Annotated in this window: 16 protein-coding genes; 7 read left to right on the top strand and 9 right to left on the bottom strand. The window is 45.8% G+C overall.

What is annotated here, in order from left to right:
* Positions 1-5: 5 nt before the first annotated feature.
* From HOP38_RS20820 to HOP38_RS20790, 7 genes are read right to left on the bottom strand one after another with little or no spacing between them, the layout of a single operon-like run.
* Positions 6-764 (bottom strand): SDR family oxidoreductase, encoded by a 759-nt coding sequence (locus HOP38_RS20820; protein WP_031493739.1) that lies wholly within the window; start codon positions 762-764, stop codon positions 6-8.
* Positions 765-1,688 (bottom strand): 3-hydroxyisobutyrate dehydrogenase, encoded by a 924-nt coding sequence (gene mmsB, locus HOP38_RS20815; protein ID WP_198558883.1) that lies wholly within the window; start codon positions 1,686-1,688, stop codon positions 765-767.
* Between the two features lie 11 nt (positions 1,689-1,699).
* Positions 1,700-2,830: an enoyl-CoA hydratase/isomerase family protein gene (locus tag HOP38_RS20810; protein WP_198558882.1), complete on the bottom strand. Its 1,131-nt coding sequence runs from the start codon at positions 2,828-2,830 to the stop codon at positions 1,700-1,702.
* 9 nt (positions 2,831-2,839) lie between these two features.
* A complete protein-coding gene (locus tag HOP38_RS20805; protein WP_198558881.1) occupies positions 2,840-3,622 on the bottom strand; it encodes an enoyl-CoA hydratase in 783 nt (260 codons plus the stop codon).
* A 24-nt stretch (positions 3,623-3,646) separates the two neighbouring features.
* Positions 3,647-4,801 (bottom strand): acyl-CoA dehydrogenase family protein, encoded by a 1,155-nt coding sequence (locus HOP38_RS20800; RefSeq protein ID WP_198558880.1) that lies wholly within the window; start codon positions 4,799-4,801, stop codon positions 3,647-3,649.
* Between the two features lie 59 nt (positions 4,802-4,860).
* Positions 4,861-6,354 (bottom strand): CoA-acylating methylmalonate-semialdehyde dehydrogenase, encoded by a 1,494-nt coding sequence (locus HOP38_RS20795; RefSeq protein WP_198558879.1) that lies wholly within the window; start codon positions 6,352-6,354, stop codon positions 4,861-4,863.
* Positions 6,355-6,370: 16 nt separating this feature from the next.
* The gene (locus HOP38_RS20790) at positions 6,371-7,570 is read right to left on the bottom strand and encodes a thiolase family protein (RefSeq protein ID WP_198558878.1); all 1,200 of its coding nucleotides are present in this window, start codon (positions 7,568-7,570) and stop codon (positions 6,371-6,373) included.
* A gap of 244 nt (positions 7,571-7,814) precedes the next feature.
* Here HOP38_RS20790 and HOP38_RS20785 point away from each other — a divergent pair, with 244 nt between their 5' ends.
* The 5 genes from HOP38_RS20785 to HOP38_RS20765 all read left to right on the top strand — a co-directional run bounded on the left by HOP38_RS20785 (position 7,815) and on the right by HOP38_RS20765 (position 12,801).
* Positions 7,815-8,192, top strand: coding sequence for a MerR family transcriptional regulator (locus tag HOP38_RS20785; protein ID WP_198558877.1), 378 nt, complete (start codon positions 7,815-7,817; stop codon positions 8,190-8,192).
* 71 nt (positions 8,193-8,263) lie between these two features.
* Positions 8,264-9,433, top strand: a complete 1,170-nt coding sequence (locus HOP38_RS20780; protein ID WP_198558876.1) for an isovaleryl-CoA dehydrogenase — start codon at positions 8,264-8,266, stop codon at positions 9,431-9,433.
* An 11-nt stretch (positions 9,434-9,444) separates the two neighbouring features.
* Complete coding sequence (locus HOP38_RS20775; protein ID WP_198558875.1) at positions 9,445-11,058, top strand: carboxyl transferase domain-containing protein; 1,614 nt, start codon at positions 9,445-9,447, stop codon at positions 11,056-11,058.
* Between the two features lie 12 nt (positions 11,059-11,070).
* A complete protein-coding gene (locus HOP38_RS20770) occupies positions 11,071-11,868 on the top strand; it encodes an enoyl-CoA hydratase-related protein (RefSeq protein ID WP_031493625.1) in 798 nt (265 codons plus the stop codon).
* 6 nt (positions 11,869-11,874) lie between these two features.
* Positions 11,875-12,801, top strand: coding sequence for a hydroxymethylglutaryl-CoA lyase (locus tag HOP38_RS20765; protein ID WP_198558874.1), 927 nt, complete (start codon positions 11,875-11,877; stop codon positions 12,799-12,801).
* Here HOP38_RS20765 and HOP38_RS20760 read toward each other — a convergent pair whose 3' ends face one another.
* A complete protein-coding gene (locus tag HOP38_RS20760) occupies positions 12,802-15,216 on the bottom strand; it encodes a beta-mannosidase (protein WP_198558873.1) in 2,415 nt (804 codons plus the stop codon). It abuts the gene before it with no gap.
* Positions 15,217-15,567: 351 nt separating this feature from the next.
* On the opposite strand from HOP38_RS20760, the gene HOP38_RS20755 reads away from it, so the two are divergent.
* Positions 15,568-16,134, top strand: a complete 567-nt coding sequence (locus HOP38_RS20755) for a PhnA domain-containing protein (protein WP_006074368.1) — start codon at positions 15,568-15,570, stop codon at positions 16,132-16,134.
* Between the two features lie 62 nt (positions 16,135-16,196).
* Here the strand turns inward: HOP38_RS20755 and HOP38_RS20750 are convergent, their stop codons facing one another.
* Positions 16,197-17,138 (bottom strand): endonuclease/exonuclease/phosphatase family protein, encoded by a 942-nt coding sequence (locus HOP38_RS20750; RefSeq protein ID WP_198558872.1) that lies wholly within the window; start codon positions 17,136-17,138, stop codon positions 16,197-16,199.
* 577 nt (positions 17,139-17,715) lie between these two features.
* Here HOP38_RS20750 and HOP38_RS20745 point away from each other — a divergent pair.
* A complete protein-coding gene (locus tag HOP38_RS20745; RefSeq protein WP_124942029.1) occupies positions 17,716-18,954 on the top strand; it encodes an aromatic amino acid transport family protein in 1,239 nt (412 codons plus the stop codon).
* Positions 18,955-19,090: the final 136 nt, after the last annotated feature.

The raw sequence follows: 19,090 nt of genomic DNA, 5'->3' as shown, positions 1-19,090 counted from the left end.
GGCGGTTAAATCACTAAGCCGCCATCCACTTCGATGACACGACCGTTCACGTATTCATTTTCAAGTATAAAACGCACCGTATGAGCGATCTCTGACGGATCGGCCATTCGCCTTACGGGAACCATATGCTCAAGTCTTTCACGAGCTTCTGGCTTCATTTGCGCGGTCATTGATGTCTCAACGACACCCGGAGCAATGGCAGCAGCGCGAATGCCATATCGCGCAAGTTCTTTCCCCCAAACAGAAGCCATGGTCGCCACCGCCGCTTTAGAAGCGGCATAGTTGGTTTGCCCCATGTTTCCCGCCCTCGACACGCTTGAGATGTTGATAATCACACCTCTTGAGTCCGTTTCGATCATTTTTACTGCGGCTTCACGGCCACATAAAAACGTACCGGTGAGATTGACGTTAATGACCGAGTTGAACTGGTCTAAAGACATCTTAGATATCTCACCATCTCTCGCTTTAACTAGCATGCCATCACGAAGAATACCGGCATTATTGATTAAACCATTTAGCGCACCAAAATCAGTGACAATGTCACTAAATACAGATTCCACCTGTTCTTCATTGGTCACGTCAACTTGGTAGATCTGTGCTTTAACCCCTAAATCCTCACACAACTGTTTGGTCTGTGCCAACGCTTCAAGGTTCACATCCATTAATGCGAGATGCGCTCCTTGTTGTGCGAGACTTGTCGCCATTGTTTGACCTAATCCTTGGCCAGCACCAGTAATGGCGATAACGCTCTGTTTCAGTTCCATCTACTTCTCCCTTTCACTACGAAAATACTCAAACAGACTGGAGAAATCTAACTCTGCATTGCCATTATTGTTATGAAATGCATAGAGATTACGCGCTAATGCGCCCATAGGAACAGCCGATTGGCTATTAGCCGCTGCCTGCATCCCTAACCCCAAGTCTTTTGACATCAACTTACTCATAAAGCCCGGAGCGTACTGATTGCTCGCTGGAGCGGATTCCATTACTCCCGGACAAGGGTTATATAGTTCTAAAACCCAGTTTCTTCCAGAGCTTTGTTGCATAATATTTGAGAGTACCTCAGGGTTGAGACCGTTATCGATACCAAGGCTTAAGGCTTCGCAGGTGCCGGACATTACAATACCCAATAACAAGTTATTACAAATTTTAGCCATTTGGCCATCGCCAGCTTGTCCGGCATGAAATATGTTCTTACCCATATGAGCCAAGATTTGTTTGGAGGTTTCAAACGCTTGATCAGTTCCACCAACAATAAATGTAAGCGTTCCAGCCTTGGCACCAGCTACGCCACCAGAGACAGGCGCATCAACAAAACTCAATCCATTTTTGGTCGCCTCTTTAGCAACTAACTTTGCGGAATCCGGCTCGATTGTCGAAGAATCTATAAGGAATGTACCCGGTTTTACCAGTTTGAGTAGCCCTTCTCCTCCATGGTGGTCACCTAAATACACCGCTCGCACATGCTCTCCTGCAGGAAGCATGGTTATTACAGCATCAACATTTTCAACCGCAGCTTCTAGGCTGATAAATGCCTTCGCACCGACAGCCTCAAGCTGCTTAGCAAGCTCAGGGACAAGGTCAAAGACATTGACGGAAAAACCCGCTTTTAACAGGTTTTCCACCATAGGGCTGCCCATGTTACCAAGCCCAACAAACGCAATGGTATTACATTCTGACTGATTCATAGCGCTTCTCCTTAAACCCGACCAAGCTGAAATAGCGGATGTTCTTGCTCTCGCCACAATGAGGTAAACAACTCGTCAATTACGGCTTTATTAACTGAGTTAATGTTTGGATACTTCCAATGCGGTGCGCCGTCTTTGTCAACTAGACGTGAACGCACCCCCTCTTCAAACTCCCCCAATGTCGCACTCCTAACACCAAGAATCAGTTCGAGTCGAAAGCAATCTGCAAGTGTTAAATGACTATAATCGTTGATTTGTCGAAAGCAGATGTGAGCTGTGATAGGGCTGCCTTGTGACAGGTTATGCTTTGCCGCCACCAACCACTTATCGTTACCCGGTAACGCCATAATGTTGGCAAACGCACTACCAATGTCAGTGGCGTTACACGCTGCACAGATTTCATCCAAACGTGGTTTCAACTGTGATGCTGGTAAACTAGTGTCATCTTTTTCGGCCAATTTCTCCAAGCACTCAGAGAGAAATTCGTAACTGTCGTCAACGCAGCTCCAATCGGTTTCCTGCAATTGATTAATCAGTTTCTCTTTTGCATCTGGGGCAACTAGGTGATCTGCCATATGAATGTCCATCGCATCCGTGGCATTAAACATGACGCCTGTCAGTCCTAAAAACAGGCCCAAGCGGTCTTCAAGTTGATTAAGAAAGTAGGTAGCGCCAACATCGGGGAACAGACCGATGCTGATTTCTGGCATGGCTAAGCGTGATGTAGGCGTGACAACCTTATGGCTAGTTCCCATAAAAAGCCCCATTCCTCCGCCCATTACAATGCCGTCCCCCCAACCAATGATAGGCTTACAGTAGCTATGAATGAGGTAGTCGCATTCATATTCCACGCTAAAAAACTGCTCGCAATACGCTTTGGCCACATCCGCGGGTTGTGTCTTCATCATAGTGTGCATGGCTCTGACATCGCCACCAGCGCAAAATGCCTTTTCTCCCGCACCATCCAACACGACACACACAACTCGCTCATCCTGATGCCATTGTTCAAGTTGTTGTTTTAGTAACACAATCATATTGTGAGTAAGTGCATTCAATGAGGCGCTATTGTCTAGAGTGGCAACTGCGATAACATAACCACCTTCACCACAAGGAATTTCTTGAAAGTTAACCGTATCTGACATTTTGCTCTCCTAGCTGTTCTTCCATTCGGGTGGCCTTTTTTCTAGAAAAGCATTCACCCCTTCTCGCTGATCTTCAGTATCAAACAATCGGATGAACAGTTCTCGTTCTTTGACTAAACCATGAGAAATAAAATCGTGGCGATTTGACTGAATCAATGCCTTACATGCCGTTACCGAGCTCGGTGATTGATGAGCAACTTGCTCTGCCAATGCTACCGCAACAGACAACGCCTTACCCCTTTCGACAAGCTCTTCAACCAATCGTATATCCAGTGCTTTTTGTGCCGACACTTGCTCTCCACACAAAATGATTCGTTTTGCCCAACCTTCACCTACTAGAGCCGTAAGATTTTGCGTTCCCCCCGCACAAGGTAGTAAACCAACTTTAGCTTCCGGAAGTGCTAAAACGGCCTGTTGCTCTGCAATTCGAATATCACAAGCGAGCGCTACCTCTAAACCGCCTCCCATTGCGTAGCCGTTAATAGCGGCAATTGATACGCCGCGAAAACGGGCCAACGCCTCAAACGCTTCTCCGAACACTCTTGACATGGTGCAGGCACTTTCTTTATCCCCTTGAGCAAAAACCTTCAAATCAGCACCGGCGGAAAAGAATTTGTCTCCGTTGCCGGTGATAACCAGCGCATAAACATCTTTGTTATCGTTTAGCTCAAATATCAGCTGTTTAAGACGAACTAAGCTTTCACACGTCCACGTATTGGCAGGTGGATTGTGCATGGTTAACACAGCCACGTGATTATCAATGGTATAAGGAATCGAACTGACCTCTGACATTTTGTCTTCTCCGTGTTGAATGCGTTACTCAATAGCGAATGCGTCGCTTAGGACTCGTCTTGCGATGATCATACGCATGATCTCGTTGGTCCCTTCTAAGATTTGATGCACTCTGACGTCTCTGAAATGACGCTCAAGCGAATATTCTTTGATGTATCCGTAACCGCCAAAGAGTTGCAACACACCATCGCACACGTTAAATCCAACGTCGGTAGCAAATCGTTTCGCCATCGCGCAATAAGTTGTCGCATCTGGATGTTGGTTATCGAGTTTAAATGCCGCCAAACGTACCATCTGTCTCGCCGCAACCAGCTCCGTTGCTAAGTCTGCCAACTTAAACTGTAAGGCTTGAAACTGACTCAAACTCCTTCCAAACTGCTTTCGTTCATGGAGATACTGAGCAGCTTGGTTTAACGCATGCTGTGCCGTTCCTACGGAACAAGTCGCGATATTGATTCGCCCGCCATCCAAACCTTTCATAGCAAAGGTGAAGCCTTGCCCCTCTTCACCCAAGCGATATGTCGCAGGGACAACAACGTTATCGAATGTGATGGCTCGCGTTGGTTGACTATTCCAGCCCATCTTAGGCTCTTTGCGCCCATAACTGATCCCATCACAATGTGCAGGTACAACAAATGCCGAAATACCTTTAGCACCGGTTTCCCCCGTTCTTGCCATTACCACTAGTACATCGGTCTCTCCACCTCCTGAGATAAAGGCTTTTGAACCGTTAATGATGTAACTGTCGTCCTGTCTCGTAGCAGTTGTCAGCAGAGAAGCCGCGTCTGAGCCCGCCGTTGCCTCCGTTAGGCAGTAAGACCCCAGCCAGTCTCCACTAATTAAACTAGGACAAAACGCCTGCTTAGCCTCTTCCGTACCAAAACTGGCTACCATCCATGTCACCATATTGTGGATGGTCATAAAAGCCGTGGTGGAGGTACAACCCATGCTTAGCTTTTCAAACACAATAGACGAGTCAAGGCGGCTTAATCCTAAGCCACCTTCTTGCTCTGGTGTATACAATGCCAAAAAGCCCAATTCACCTGCTTGCTTTAACACGTCTTTAGGGAAGATACATTCTTCGTCCCATTGTGCTGCATTAGGCATTAAGTGCTCATTGGCAAACTGAAAAGCCGTCTCCGAAAACGCTCGTTGGTCTTCATTCAGTTCAAAATCCATAGCATTACCTCACCATCCACTGTCATGACTTAATCACTCTGCGATTTTCCGCAGTGAAACTACTTAAGTTGAATCGTCAAATTAGGCCCATCAGGAATATCATCGTCAAACCAACGCGAGGTGACTGTTTTGGTTTCCGTGTAGAACCTTACGGCTTGCTTACCGTAAGCATGCAGATCACCATAAAAACTCCCACGCCAACCGGTGAAAGAGAAAAATGGTAGTGGCACGGGAATAGGAACATTGATCCCTACCTGACCGACAAGCACTTCGTGTTGATATTTCCTTGCGGCAGCACCACTAGCAGTGAAAATTGACGTACCGTTACCGTAGGGATTTCGATTTACTAGCTCAAGCGCCTGTTCGAGCGTATCCACTTCAACGCACACTAAAACCGGACCAAAAATTTCTTGTTGGTAGATAGACATGTCAGTCGTAACACCGCTAAATAAGGTGGGGCCAACCCAATTGCCATTGGGATAGCCATCTACTCTACAGTGACTACCATCGAGTTCGCATATTGCTCCAGATTGCTTACCTTCCTCAATAAATGACAAAACTCGCTGCTTAGCCTGTTGGCTGATTAATGGACCGTAAGCAGCTTCAGGATCCTCTTTGGGTCCAGGTTTAATCTTCGCCATTTCAACTTTCAGTTCGGCTATCCATTGCTTAGAGGAACCAACAAATACCGCGACTGAAATCGCCATACATCGCTGCCCCGCCGCGCCGACGGATGCTCCTACAAGGTTATTTATTACCTGAGCTTTATTTGCATCCGGCATAACCACCATATGATTTTTAGCCCCTGCAAATGCTTGAACCCGTTTGTGGTATTGAGTGCCTACTTGATAGATGTATTGAGCGGTCGGTACCGAGCCTACAAATGATATGGCTTTGATATCCGGATGTTTCAGCAAATAATCCACTTGAGGCTTAGTACCGTGAATCACTTGAAGAACTCCGCTAGGTGCACCCGCCTGCTGAAATAACTCGGCGAGCATTATGGATGTTAGCGGCACCTGTTCAGAGGGTTTGAGGATAAAGCTGTTTCCGGCCGCAATCGCAATAGGAAACATCCAAAGCGGAATCATGGCTGGAAAGTTAAAAGGCGTAATGCCACAGCAAACGCCAAGAGGCTGAACAATAGAATAGCCATCTATGTCTGTCGCTACATTCTCGACGGTCTCTCCCATCATATTGCTGGCAATATTGGCGGCTTGCTCGACGACCTCAATGCCACGCCAAACATCTCCCTTGGCATCCGCCAATGTTTTGCCTGTCTCTTTTGAAAGCAATTCAGCGATATCATCATGATGTTCCTTGAGTAAATGCTGATAACGAAGCATCACTCGCGCGCGTTCAGAAACAGGTACGTCTTTCCAATCCTTTTGCGCTTGTAAGGCACTTTCAATAGCACGCTGCATCTCAATGTCTAGCGTGACTGGTACCGAGCCAATGATTTCATTGGTCGCTGGATTGGTGACGTCTAGCCATTCAGATGCTAATGATTGACGGCATTCACCGTCGATAAACAAAGGCACTTTCTCACTCATGATCTCCCTCTCCGTATTAACGTGGAATTTCCACAGCTATTGCGGTCGCTTCCCCACCACCAATACACAATGCAGCTACACCTTTGAGCGAGCTTTTCTCGCTCTCTGAATCCGCTAGTTTTGCTATCAAACTATGAATTAGAGTAACCAATATTCGTGCGCCACTTGCACCAAGAGGATGACCTAACGCACAGGCTCCTCCATTCACATTCACTTTGTCGCTATCCAATTTAAAATGATTCACCGCTATTTGCGTGACGACAGCAAACGCCTCATTGATCTCCCATCCATCCACGTCATCCACGCGCCATTCGAGTCTAGTAAGTAACTGTTTGATAGCTCCAACGGGGGCCAGGGTAAATTCACTAGGCTTTCTGGCAAACGATGCATGTCCTTTAATAATGGCTAAAGGTTTGAGCTGCTGAGCCATAGCCTGCTCTTTTTCCATCAGTAGAAGCGCAGCCGCTCCGTCAGAGATAGCACTTGAGTTCGCTGCGGTAATAGTGCCATGTTGACTAAAGGCGGGTTTGAGCGTTGGAATTTTGTCGAGTTTGATGGTTTTTGGAAGTTCGTCATCATTAATGGGCCCATATCGCTTGTTATCGAGTGGCGCTATTTCGCTGCGAAATAAACCTTGTTGCTGGGCATTGAGCGCACGCTCTGCAGACATGGTCGCCCAACGGTCCATTTGCTCACGAGAGAAACCAAGCTCATCCGCGACAGCTTGTCCGTAAACGCCCATTAGCTTGCCTTCATAGGCATCCTCTAAACCATCGGTAAACATATGGTCGTAGGCAGACTTGTGCCCGATTCGCATCCCTTGTCTTGCATTGGGCAACAAGTAAGGCGCGTTGGTCATGCTTTCCATACCACCAGCGACCACACAGTTTGCCTCGCCAAATTGAATCAACGAATGGGCAAGCATTACCGTTTTCATGCCAGAGCCGCATACCTTATTAATCGTGGTACAAGGAACCGACTCCGCTATTCCAGCGCCTAGAGCAGCCTGTCTCGCTGGCGCTTGACCACACCCAGCAGACAACACACATCCCATCAAGAGTTCATCAACGGAAGATCGGTCTAAAGCAACATTATTCAACACCGCCTTTATCGCAGCACTTCCCAACTGTGGAGCAGTGAATGACGACAGTTCACCTTGAAACCGTCCCATCGGTGTTCGTTTTGCAGCGACAATCCAGACTTCTCGTTGATGCATTACTCTCTCCTTGTGCCCTTGTGACGACGTTGGTCTTTAAACTGCATTCTCGACTATTTCCTTGACGTATGAGTAAGCATAGCACTAACATTTACGTAAACGTAAAGAAACAACTTAATAACGTATCATTTTTTCATTACGCCAATGTCGGACATCACTACATCAAACGACTGGGTAATGACTTTTAAAATTAATGCAGTGGTCGCGAAGCCTGACCAAAACATAGTTCGGAGAGCAGTAACCGATGGAAACTTATAAGATCAGCGAGCTCGCAAAAGAATTTGATGTAACAACTCGCAGCATTCGTTTTTACGAAGATGAAGGATTAATACAACCTGACCGTAAAGGCACGATGCGAATCTATCAACGAAGAGACAAGATTCGCTTGAAGTTAATACTGCGCGGTAAAAGACTTGGGTTCTCTCTTGCGGAGATACGCGAGTTATTTGAGCTTTATGATACACATCAGGGAGAGCATCAGCTCACGCAAATGCTAAACATCATTGATGAAAAAGAAGCGGTTTTACAACGCCAACTTGAAGACATTAATGCACTACTGGAAGACTTATCTGTGGCAAAGAAACGTTGTATAGAAGCCTTAGGAAAGCAGAAAACAAGCTAATTGCTTCTGACGCTGTGATTCATTGCCAAAGTAACAGGATGTAGAGTCTCTTCCAGATAAAGGGAGGTTCTATGATTAGTCAGTACAGCCCACTGAACTTTGGGCTTGATGAATCCATCAACTTACTGCGCGAGCATGTCAGTGTTTTTGCTCGCGAACGCATCGCCCCTATCGCTGCACGAGTAGATGCGGATAACGCATTTCCAAACCACCTCTGGCAAGAGCTTGGTGAGATGGGTCTACTCGGCGTAACCGTTGACGAGCAATATGGTGGTGCTGCCATGGGGTATCTTGCTCATGTTATCGCTCTAGAAGAAGTCAGCCGCGCTTCTGCTTCCATTGCCCTCAGCTATGGCGCTCACTCCAACCTTTGCGTTAATCAAATCTTTCGAAATGGTAATGATGCCCAGCGGGCAAAATACCTCCCAAAACTCGTTGATGGTACTCACATTGGTGCATTAGCGATGAGTGAAGCAAATGCAGGCTCAGATGTCATAAGCATGCAGCTTCGCGCAGAAAGACACGGTGACCACTTTGTGCTTAATGGCTGCAAGATGTGGATTACCAATGGCCCAGATGCGGATGTGGTTGTGGTTTATGCCAAGACTGAACCTTCAGCGGCTCAACACGGCATTACTGCTTTCATTATTGAAAAACAATTCGAAGGATTCAGCCACGCACAAAAACTCGACAAACTTGGCATGAGAGGCTCCAACACCTGCGAACTTGTGTTTCAAAACTGCAAAGTACCCTTAGAAAATGTTCTAGGGGAAATCAATCACGGTGTTGAAGTACTGATGAGCGGGCTTGACTACGAGCGTGTCGTGCTAGCAGCGGGTCCGCTAGGCATCATGCAGGCCTGCCTTGATTTGGTTGTCCCCTACGTTCACGAACGAAAGCAGTTCGGCCGCTCTATTGGTGAGTTTCAATTGGTCCAAGCAAAACTCGCTGATATGTATACACGCTGCAATGCTGCACGTGCCTATTTGTATGCGGTCGCCAGCGCTTGCGATAGAGGCGAAATTACTCGAAAAGATTCTGCTGGTGTCATTCTCTACAACGCTGAGCTTGCAACACAAATGGCGTTAGATGCGATCCAATTGTTAGGCGGGAATGGCTATATCAATGAATATGCAGCAGGACGTTTGTTGCGTGACGCTAAGCTATATGAAATCGGTGCCGGCACATCAGAAATCCGCCGCATGCTTATCGGCCGAGAGCTATTCCAAGAGTCTCAATAGCGGAGGGATTTATGACTAAAATTGTCAGTAAAGTGAAACCCAATTCAGAGCTTTATCTAAAAAACCAAAAAGCAATGAATGCGCTTGTGGCACAGCTTGAAACCGACCTTTCAACCATCGCGGAAGGCGGTGGCGAAAAAGCCATTCAACGTCAACGTGCAAAAGGAAAGCTTCCGGTTCGCGAACGTATTGATGCCCTGCTCGATCAGCATTCTGATTTCCTTGAAATTGGTCAATTTGCAGCATGGGAGGTATACGAGGACAAAGTACCTTGTGCAGGAGTCGTCGCTGGAATTGGTACGGTTTGCAACACTCAATGTATGATCATTGCTAACGATCCCGCCGTTAAAGGCGGAACCTACTACCCGCTGACCGTCAAAAAGCACCTTCGAGCCCAAGAAATAGCGGCGCGATGCCACCTTCCCTGTATCTATCTTGTTGACTCTGGGGGAGCAAATTTGCCTCACCAAGCCGAAGTATTTCCAGACAAGGATCATTTCGGACGCATTTTCTTTAATCAAGCTCGAATGTCGGCAAAAGGCATACCGCAAATCGCTGTGGTTCTCGGCCTATGTACCGCTGGCGGCGCGTATGTTCCCGCTATGGCTGACGTATCTATTATGGTCAAAAATCAAAGTACGATTTTCCTCGCAGGCCCCCCTCTTGTAAAAGCAGCGACCGGAGAAGAAGTGACCGATGAAGAACTTGGTGGTGCAGACGTACACTGTAAAAAGTCCGGTGTCGCTGACTATTATGCCCACAACGAACAACATGCTTTGGAGTTAGCACGACAAGCCGTTTCAAGCACTAACACAAACAATACGTTGCCAGCAGATCACACCGCGACAAAGACCGGGTCACCTAGTTATGACCCAACCGAGATATACGGAATTGTAAACAGTGACTTAAGACTGTCTTTCGATGTTCGTGAAGTGATAGCTCGAATCGTCGATGACTCTGAATTTGACGAGTTCAAAGCACTTTACGGAGCAACCTTAGTCTGTGGTTTTGCTCGAATTGATGGACGACTCATTGGAATTGTTGCCAACAACGGCATCTTATTTTCCGAGTCAGCCCAAAAAGGCGCGCATTTTGTTGAACTGTGTGCCAAACGTAAAATCCCGCTGCTGTTTCTTCAGAATATCACCGGTTTTATGGTCGGCAAGCAATATGAAGAAGGCGGTATAGCAAAACATGGCGCGAAACTGGTCATGGCGGTCTCATGTGCCGATGTGCCCAAGTTCACTATCATCATTGGGGGTTCATATGGCGCAGGCAATTACGGCATGTGTGGCCGAGCCTACGACCCAACAATGATGTGGATGTGGCCAAATGCGCGTATCTCAGTGATGGGGGGATTACAAGCGGCCAACGTACTCACTCAAGTAAAACGTGAAGTGAAGAAACGTCAGAATCAACAATGGCCTGAACAGGAAGAGCTAAGCTACAAACAAAATATCGTCGACCGCTACAACAATGAAGGCCATCCCTATTACGCCAGTGCTAGGCTTTGGGACGATGGCATTATCGATCCCAAAGACACACGCCGTATTTTGACACTTGCATTGCATGCTACTGATAACGCTCCTATCCTCGATAGTGAATTTGGCATTTTTCGAATGTAACGGGCGGCGGCTATGACTGAACTTAATGCTATTCAATTTACCGTCGACACCAAGGGAGTCGCTCATCTGACGTTAGATCGTCAACATAAAAGCAATGCCTTTGATGACGCGATGGTTGCCGATCTGCTCGATGCACTGCATCGCGTTGGGAACGACAAGAATATCCGCTGCTTAGTGTTACGTGGTAACGGAAAGCACTTCTCCGCAGGGGCTGATTTAGCCTGGATGAAATCCATGGCTAACAAAAGTCAAAACGAAAACTTGGAAGATGCCCAAAAACTTGCCGAACTAATGAAGCGTCTAGACACGCTGACGATTCCAACCGTAGCCGTCGTTCAAGGTTCGGCATTTGGCGGGGCTTTAGGGTTGCTGTGCTGCTGCGATGTAGTGGTTGCCCATGCCGACTGTCGATTCTGTCTTAGCGAAGTGAAACTTGGACTTGTACCTGCGACCATTGGACCTTACGTCATTCGTACCATAGGTGCCCGTTATGCTCGACGTTATATGCTGAGTGCTGAAGTCATGGGCGCCCCTCAAGCTCTGGAGCTTGGAATTGTTCACGAGGTGCTACTAGGTAGTAAGATAGATCCCTTCGTGGATGCACTGGTCGACAAATTCGTTGCCAATAGTCCAAACGCAATAGCAAACACTAAGGCTTTGATTCAGCACTGCCACAATCATCCAATCGATCCTCAATTGATTGATTTCACAAGCCAAGTTATTGCCGAGGCCCGTACCTCTTCTCAAGGTCAGAAAGGTCTGCAAGCCTTCTTCGACAAAGTGCCGCCTATTTGGAAAGAAGAGGAGTAAATTCTAATGGCTACCCTTACTAATCCTGTCCTTCCTAGTCACGTTAATATTGTTGAAGTGGGTCCGCGAGATGGATTACAGAACGAAAACAACGTAGACACGTCACACAAAGTGAACCTAATCAATCAACTGACAGCCGCTGGACTAACACATATTGAGTCAGGAGCGTTTGTGGCGGCAAAACGTATTCCTCAAATGGCGGACTCATCTAACGTTTTTCAACTAATAACTAAGCAAAATAAAGTCACCTACTCTGCCCTAACGCCTAATTTACAAGGCTTCGAAGCGGCTCTCACGGCAGGTGCTGACGAAGTGGCCGTATTTACTTCCTGCTCTGAGTCTTTTACTCAACGAAACATCCATTGCTCAATTAGAGAAAGCATTCGACGGTTCATTCCCGTCATTGAAGCTGCTCATCAACACAATTTAAGAGTTCGTGGCTACCTCTCGTGCATCGTTGATTGCCCCTATGAAGGTAAAACCACGCCTGAGCAAGTGGCAGCGATCAGTGACACCCTAATAGAGTTAGGTTGTTATCAGGTGTCACTAGGCGACACCATCGGTACAGGAACACCACTGAGAATAGCTAGGGTGTTAGAAGCTGTCTTGGAGAATGTCCCCACATCGCAATTGGCCGTTCATTTTCACGATACGTACGGGCAGTCGCTTGCCAATCTTTATCAAGCGCTACTAATGGGTATTCAAACCATAGACAGCAGCGTCGCCGGACTTGGGGGATGCCCTTACGCCGATGGAGCGTCTGGAAATGTGGCAACTGAGGACGTGCTCTATCTCTGCCATGAGTTGGGAATCGCAACAGGTGTAGACCTTGAGTCTGTCGCCCAAGCTGGTTGGACAATCTGTAACGCACTGAACAAAGAGCCAGCATCAAAAGTGTCACTGGCTCTAAGGGCGAAGCAAAGTCAACGTTAATTAGTAGCTTTTGCTTAAGTCATAAACACGTAGCGTCGATAGCAGTGTCTCTAACTCCTCACCAATATAGTTAACCTGATAAGGCTCATTAGGCAACAAAGTAAAACTGGAATCACTAAATCGCCCAGAACCGTCGTGCTCCAAATGAACGAAAAACGCTGGTTTATCGGAGGTTAATATTATCGTACTTCCGTCGATCTCCACTTGGATTTTCGCTTTGTTAATGGCCAACTGTTTCACTTCCGGTTTGGCAAACCATGTATTCTGACTCCACTCACCTTGAGATTCGAAGCGGACAAAGAAGAAACCCTGGTCAGCTCTCGTCTGCCACTGCGATTTGTTCAACGACCAAACTTCTTGGTTTTCATCCGGTGCGATATCAAGGTTCAAATTCCAGTTGCCAAGTGATTCACCATTCCAACTCATCCACACCACTTCACCAGTGACCTTCTCTTGAGTTCTTCGGTTGTTAACCAGCCTCAATGTCAAGGCATCATCAGTCTCAACAAACGGCACATAGGTAGGAGCAAATACACGTTTGGCATGATAATGAAGTTGTTTCCAACGACCGCTGTATTCAATACTCGACCAAGAGCTTACTGGCCAGTTATCATTTAACTGCCAGTACAACATGCCTCGGCAAATCGGTGATATAGAGCGCCAGTACTCACAACCGGTTTTAATCGCAATGGATTGCTGTACTTGGCTTAAATACAGCATCTGCTCAAAGCTAGCTGGAAAGCGAAAATATCTGGTAAACATCTCGGTAATAATGCTATTACCAGAGGCATTCTTTTGGTGTCCTTCAAATGTAGGTGAGGTTACGTTCCAATCTTCTTGCGGTACAAAGGTTTTTACTTCTGATAATGAAGGCCACGACTGAAAGCCAAACTCCGAACAAAATCGGGGTTTAATATTATGGTAAGCATTAAACGACGCACCAGAATGCCACACTTCCCAAAAGTGCATATCACCTCGAGCGTCATCGTGCCATGAATCGCCATAATCGAGCTCTCCGTTACAAGGAGACGAAGACCAAAACTTTCGTGATGGGTCTTCTTGAGCGACGAAATTCGCTAGCTTACGGTTTAATCGGTCATAGTTCACCACGTAGCGGTCTCTGCTGTTTCTCGATTCTTCATACCAATTCAACGCGCCTATTACTTCATTATCACCACACCACAAGGCAATACAGGCGTGGTCTTTTAACCGCTGAACTTGATAGCGTACTTCGGGTTCTACATCGTCAATGAATGTCTGAGTGGATGGATAAAGCGAACAGGCAAACATGAGGTCTTGCCAGACTAGCAAACCTAATTCATCACATGTTTGATAGAAGATATCGGCTTCATACTGGCCGCCACCCCAAACTCGAATCATATTCATGTTAGCGGCGACCGCATCACCCAATAAGGACTCATAACGAGTTTTGCTTTCTCGCGCAGGCATGGCATCCATAGGAATCCAGTTCGCACCGCGCGCTGTAATAGGAAAATCGTTAATACGAAATTCCATCGCAGAGCCAATGTCATCTTCTGCATTGTTAAGCTCTAGCTTACGCAAACCAAGGCGTTTCTTTATTGTTTGACCGTCCATTGTGACGTTTAAATCATACAGTGGCTGCTCACCATATCCGGCAGGCCACCAAAGTTTGGGAGTCTCAACGGTAAAACTCACTGACGTCACTTCACCGTCTGTGCTTGTAATTCGCTTTTCAACTTCATCAAAGCCAATCGATATCTCTACGCCAGAAACCGCTTGGTGGTATATCTGCACCACAACGTCAACTGAGCCGTCCTCTTTCCAGATTTGCTCCGTTGATACGCGATCTAAGCTAACTTCGTTAACCACGCTGATGAAGACATCGTCATAGATGCCGGAAACAACTAGGCAAATTCCCCAATCCCAACCCGAGTGGCACTGGGTTTTACGGAGCAAGTTCATATGAGGAATTTGGTTATTGCTTCCCATCGAAGACGGTATTGGGAAAGGTAATGATATCGATCTATTTTTAGCTTCAAGATGGGCTGGCGTAAAAGTGATACAAATGGTGTTAACGCCAAGCTGAACATATGGCTTAATATCTATCCTACGCGAGACAAACATATTGGAAAAAGTGTCGACTTCTGTTCCGTTGATGACAAGCTTCGCTACCGTATCTAGGCGAGACAAGCACAAGAGTAACTGCTCAGAGGATAACTGCTGCTGACTCAATTCAAAGGCGCGACTAATTTGCCACTCACAATCCCGAACCCACTGAACCTCTTGCTCGTTACAACCCCAATATGGGTCGTTAATCACACCGGCTTTAAGTAGAGCAGAGTAATTATCGCCTGGTACTTGCATTGTTACTTCAACTTCCGGTTTTTGTTTACTTGTTAACAGCCAATCACCGTTCAGATTTATTCTCGTCATACACTTTCCCTAATATGCTTCAGACTTAAAATAACTATATAGTTTTATATTTACTCTTAAACTATATAGTTATCTAGTGAAACAAATGGGTTATGTGAACTGTTTATTTGTGGAGTAACAAAAGTTTGAACTCATACCCAAACCTTGCCTTGATGCCCATTTCAATCTCACTCAGTGAGAATATTCTTACAGCCCAAAAAGTCTATCGTGCGGTTTTAGTCGCTCCCGATCACACTTTTGGCTAAAACCATGTATAATGCGCGGCTATCAAACCGGTGATACTCAAAGTAAGTACCACATAACTATTCGGACGGAGGCTTAGGCCCGTCTCACCAAATAAAAGGTATAAGTATGTCTATTGAAGCAACTATGCTTGAACGCTGCGAAAACAAATGTGAACTATGTGGTGCTGAAACAGCACTTAAGCCTTTCGCGGTGGCTCCACATACCCAAATCACGGTTGATCACGCGATTATGCTTTGTGACACTTGCACAGGCCAAATTGAAAACCCAGAAACAATGGATGTTAACCACTGGCGCTGCCTAAACGACAGCATGTGGAGTCAAGTTGCTCCTGTTCAAGTTATGGCTTGGCGTCAACTCAAACGTCTTTCTGCTGAAGGCTGGGCTCAAGATCTTGTTGATATGATGTATCTAGAAGAAGAAGTAGCCAAATGGGCAGAACTTGGCCTAGATGAAAACATTGAAAAGCCACGTGATGTAAACGGCGTAGAACTTAAAAAAGGTGACGACGTAACGGTCATTAAAGACCTGCCAATCAAAGGTTCTTCTCAAGTTATCAAACAAGGTACTGTAATTCGTGGCATTAGCGTTAACGCAGACGACCCTAAACACGTTCAAGGCAAAGCAAACGGCCAAGCCATGTATGTGATTGCAGAATACTGCCGCAAGAAATAAAGATGTTCAATTTATAATGAACGGAAGAAGAGCGACCTTAGGGTCGCTTTTTTGTTGCTCCCCTATAACTTAAAACGTGTTTCGACCGGAACATGGTCCGACCCTTGAATCTGCTTTAAACTCTCTCGAAAGCAAATAGTATTTTGCGAGCCACCAACACGCCGAATCCAAAAATGATCTATTGCCACTACAGGCACAAAAGGTATCGACCAACGTTTAATGAATTTAGGCCAACTGGCAACGGGTTGCTTATCAAAGCTTGGTAGTATTTTATTGAATCGCTTTGTCGTACTCGCCAAATTAAAGTCCCCGACCACAATAGTCACATCTAACGGCGACGCTTGCGCCATATCAACAACATCTTCAATCACCTCATTTCTTTCACGCCAGAGTAGTTCCGATCGCGGTGATGGCGGATGGGCAGCTATCAAAAACAAATCTCGTTCGTTGGATGCTCGCCAAACCACTTGAATAATGTTGTGCCCCGATATCGAGGTGGTGGTATTCATACCATACAACGGTGCGCGGCTAAGTATCATTTGACCACTTGGATAACCGACTCGCCTCTGCCCACCATATTGATAAGGATAAAGGTCTTTCAACAGTTTAAGCTGTTCCCCATGTTGCGGGGACACTTCTTGTAATACCAAAATATCTGGGCGTCGCTCACGAACAAAATCAATAAAGTTCCCAAGCTGTTGATTGTCATAATAGGTGTTGTATTGCATCACACTGACGTAATTCTCATCACAACCATCAGAAGTAATAAACTGTGGCGTCGTTCCGAATAGAACCAATGAGATAACCGACAACACCGCAGCCATCATTGCTGCTGACGTCTGTTTAATAATAATCAGAACAATCGTGAAGATAAGATAACACGCGGGAATGAAGACAATAAATGCGGCCAGATTTTCCAGCTGCCAGTTCAGGTCAAAATAGTAGAGATAACACCCCGAAAGTATGGGGAATAGAATAATGCAGAGTAGTAGTAATCGTTGCAAACCATCTCATCTCCAACCGAATTCATATATTCAGTGTAGCGGCTTTAAGTCTATGTGCTCACACAGTTAATTGGTACGAGCTGGTTTGCATGTAGTAATGTTGATTAGTCTTCCGTTTGCGACAATTCTTCGCAGTCAGGTAATTCGAAGCCGATCTCCATAGCATCAAGCCATTCGAGTGCTTCTTCGTTTGTTTGTGTTTCCATAATGTCATCCTGTTTTAGAACAAGCGCCTTTGTATTCATAGCCCTAAACACCAGACCGCTAACTACAAATCGCTTGAACACTCGTCATAGAGTTTTATCTAACGTATATGACAAAAGTAAGAAACCCAAGAGAAATCGACATTTATTTTGATACAACTCATTGTTAAACGATTGCGGAGCCAATAAATCTCCTACCCCAACACTTACTGTAAACATACTTTTACACTAGATAAATTTATGTTTACATTATGCTTGTTATTTGGATTATTACACTGCATACTCTTCGAAAATTCAGCATTAATGACTCAAATTTGAGTGTTCGTTAAAACGATAATGCAAAGTAACCTACAAGTTGTAAAGTAGACTGTACAATGAAATCAAAAGTTCTCGGAAGCACACTTATTATTGCCGGTACAACCATTGGTGCTGGTATGCTCGCCCTTCCAATAGCCTCTGCTGGTATTGGTTTTGGTACTTCTTTAGTACTCATGTTCGCCTTATGGGCCTTAATGGCTTATACCGCTCTGTTGATGGTAGAACTTCACCAGTACGCCGATCATTCCGCGACATTACACACACTAGCTAAGCAAGTACTTGGGAAAAAAGGTAAATACATCGCGAGTTTTGCCATGCTGTTTTTGTTCTATGCACTTTGTGCGGCCTATATCGCGGGTGGCGGTGGCCAGTTCGCTGACCGTTTAGATATGCTTTTTGGTATTCGTTTGCCAGGAACCGTGGCCACTCTTCTTTTTACCGTTTTAGTCGCGTTAACAGTTACCATTGGTACTCATGCGGTAGATAAACTCAATCGAGTACTCTTTACGCTGAAACTGATCGCAATGGGCAGTGTTCTATTTCTACTAGCTCCTAATGTCACCCAAGGCTACCTGATGAGTATGCCTGTTCAGCAAGGTCTCATTGTCGCTTCTATCCCAGTCATTTTTACTTCTTTTGGTTTCCACGGCAGCATTCCTGCGATTGTGAACTACCTCGAAGGCGACACAAAAGCGCTGAAAAAAGCAATTGTTATTGGCTCTAGCTTACCCCTTGTTATTTATATTTTCTGGCAAATTGTTACCTTAGGCGTGGTACAACAAAGTACACTGATTGAAAACTCTGGTTTGTCTAACCTAATTGGCTTATTGGCGGAAGCAGTCCATGTCGAGAAGCTCGCTACTATTATCGGTGTATTCGCTGATCTAGCCTTAGTAACATCATTCTTAGGTGTGAGCTTAGGTCTTTTTGAATACTTAAGAGATTTGGGCAGCAAGTTCACTTCAAAACAAAATGGCACCAAGCAAACAGAAGGCCTGTCATTCTCTCAACGCGCAATTGCTGCGCTAGTGACATTCCTTCCACCGCTATGTTTTGCTTTGTTCTATCCACAAGGTTTCATCATGGCACTAGGTTATGCAGCGATCGCACTTGCTGTACTGGCTATCTTCCTACCAACCATCATGGTGGCGAAAACACGTAAACAGTTTACAAGTGAAACGGGCTACCAAGTCGCTGGAGGGCACATTGCACTTTATTCCTCGATGTTGGTTGGTGTAATTATTGTGGGTTCTCAGTTACTTGTAACATTTAAGATCCTCCCTACACTTGGCTAGTTAAGTGATCGTTATCACATTTAAAATGAATACCGCTAAATGTATTTCATAAAATGTCGATATCATACCAAGATTGAAGGTCCTCAATGAGGGCCTTTAATTTTATCAGTCTATTCAAATAACAATATCACTCCCG

It is taken from the genome of Vibrio mediterranei (genome assembly GCF_013364395.1).
GTDB classification, from domain to species: domain Bacteria; phylum Pseudomonadota; class Gammaproteobacteria; order Enterobacterales; family Vibrionaceae; genus Vibrio; species Vibrio mediterranei.
This window is presented reverse-complemented; position numbering and strand designations above follow the sequence as displayed.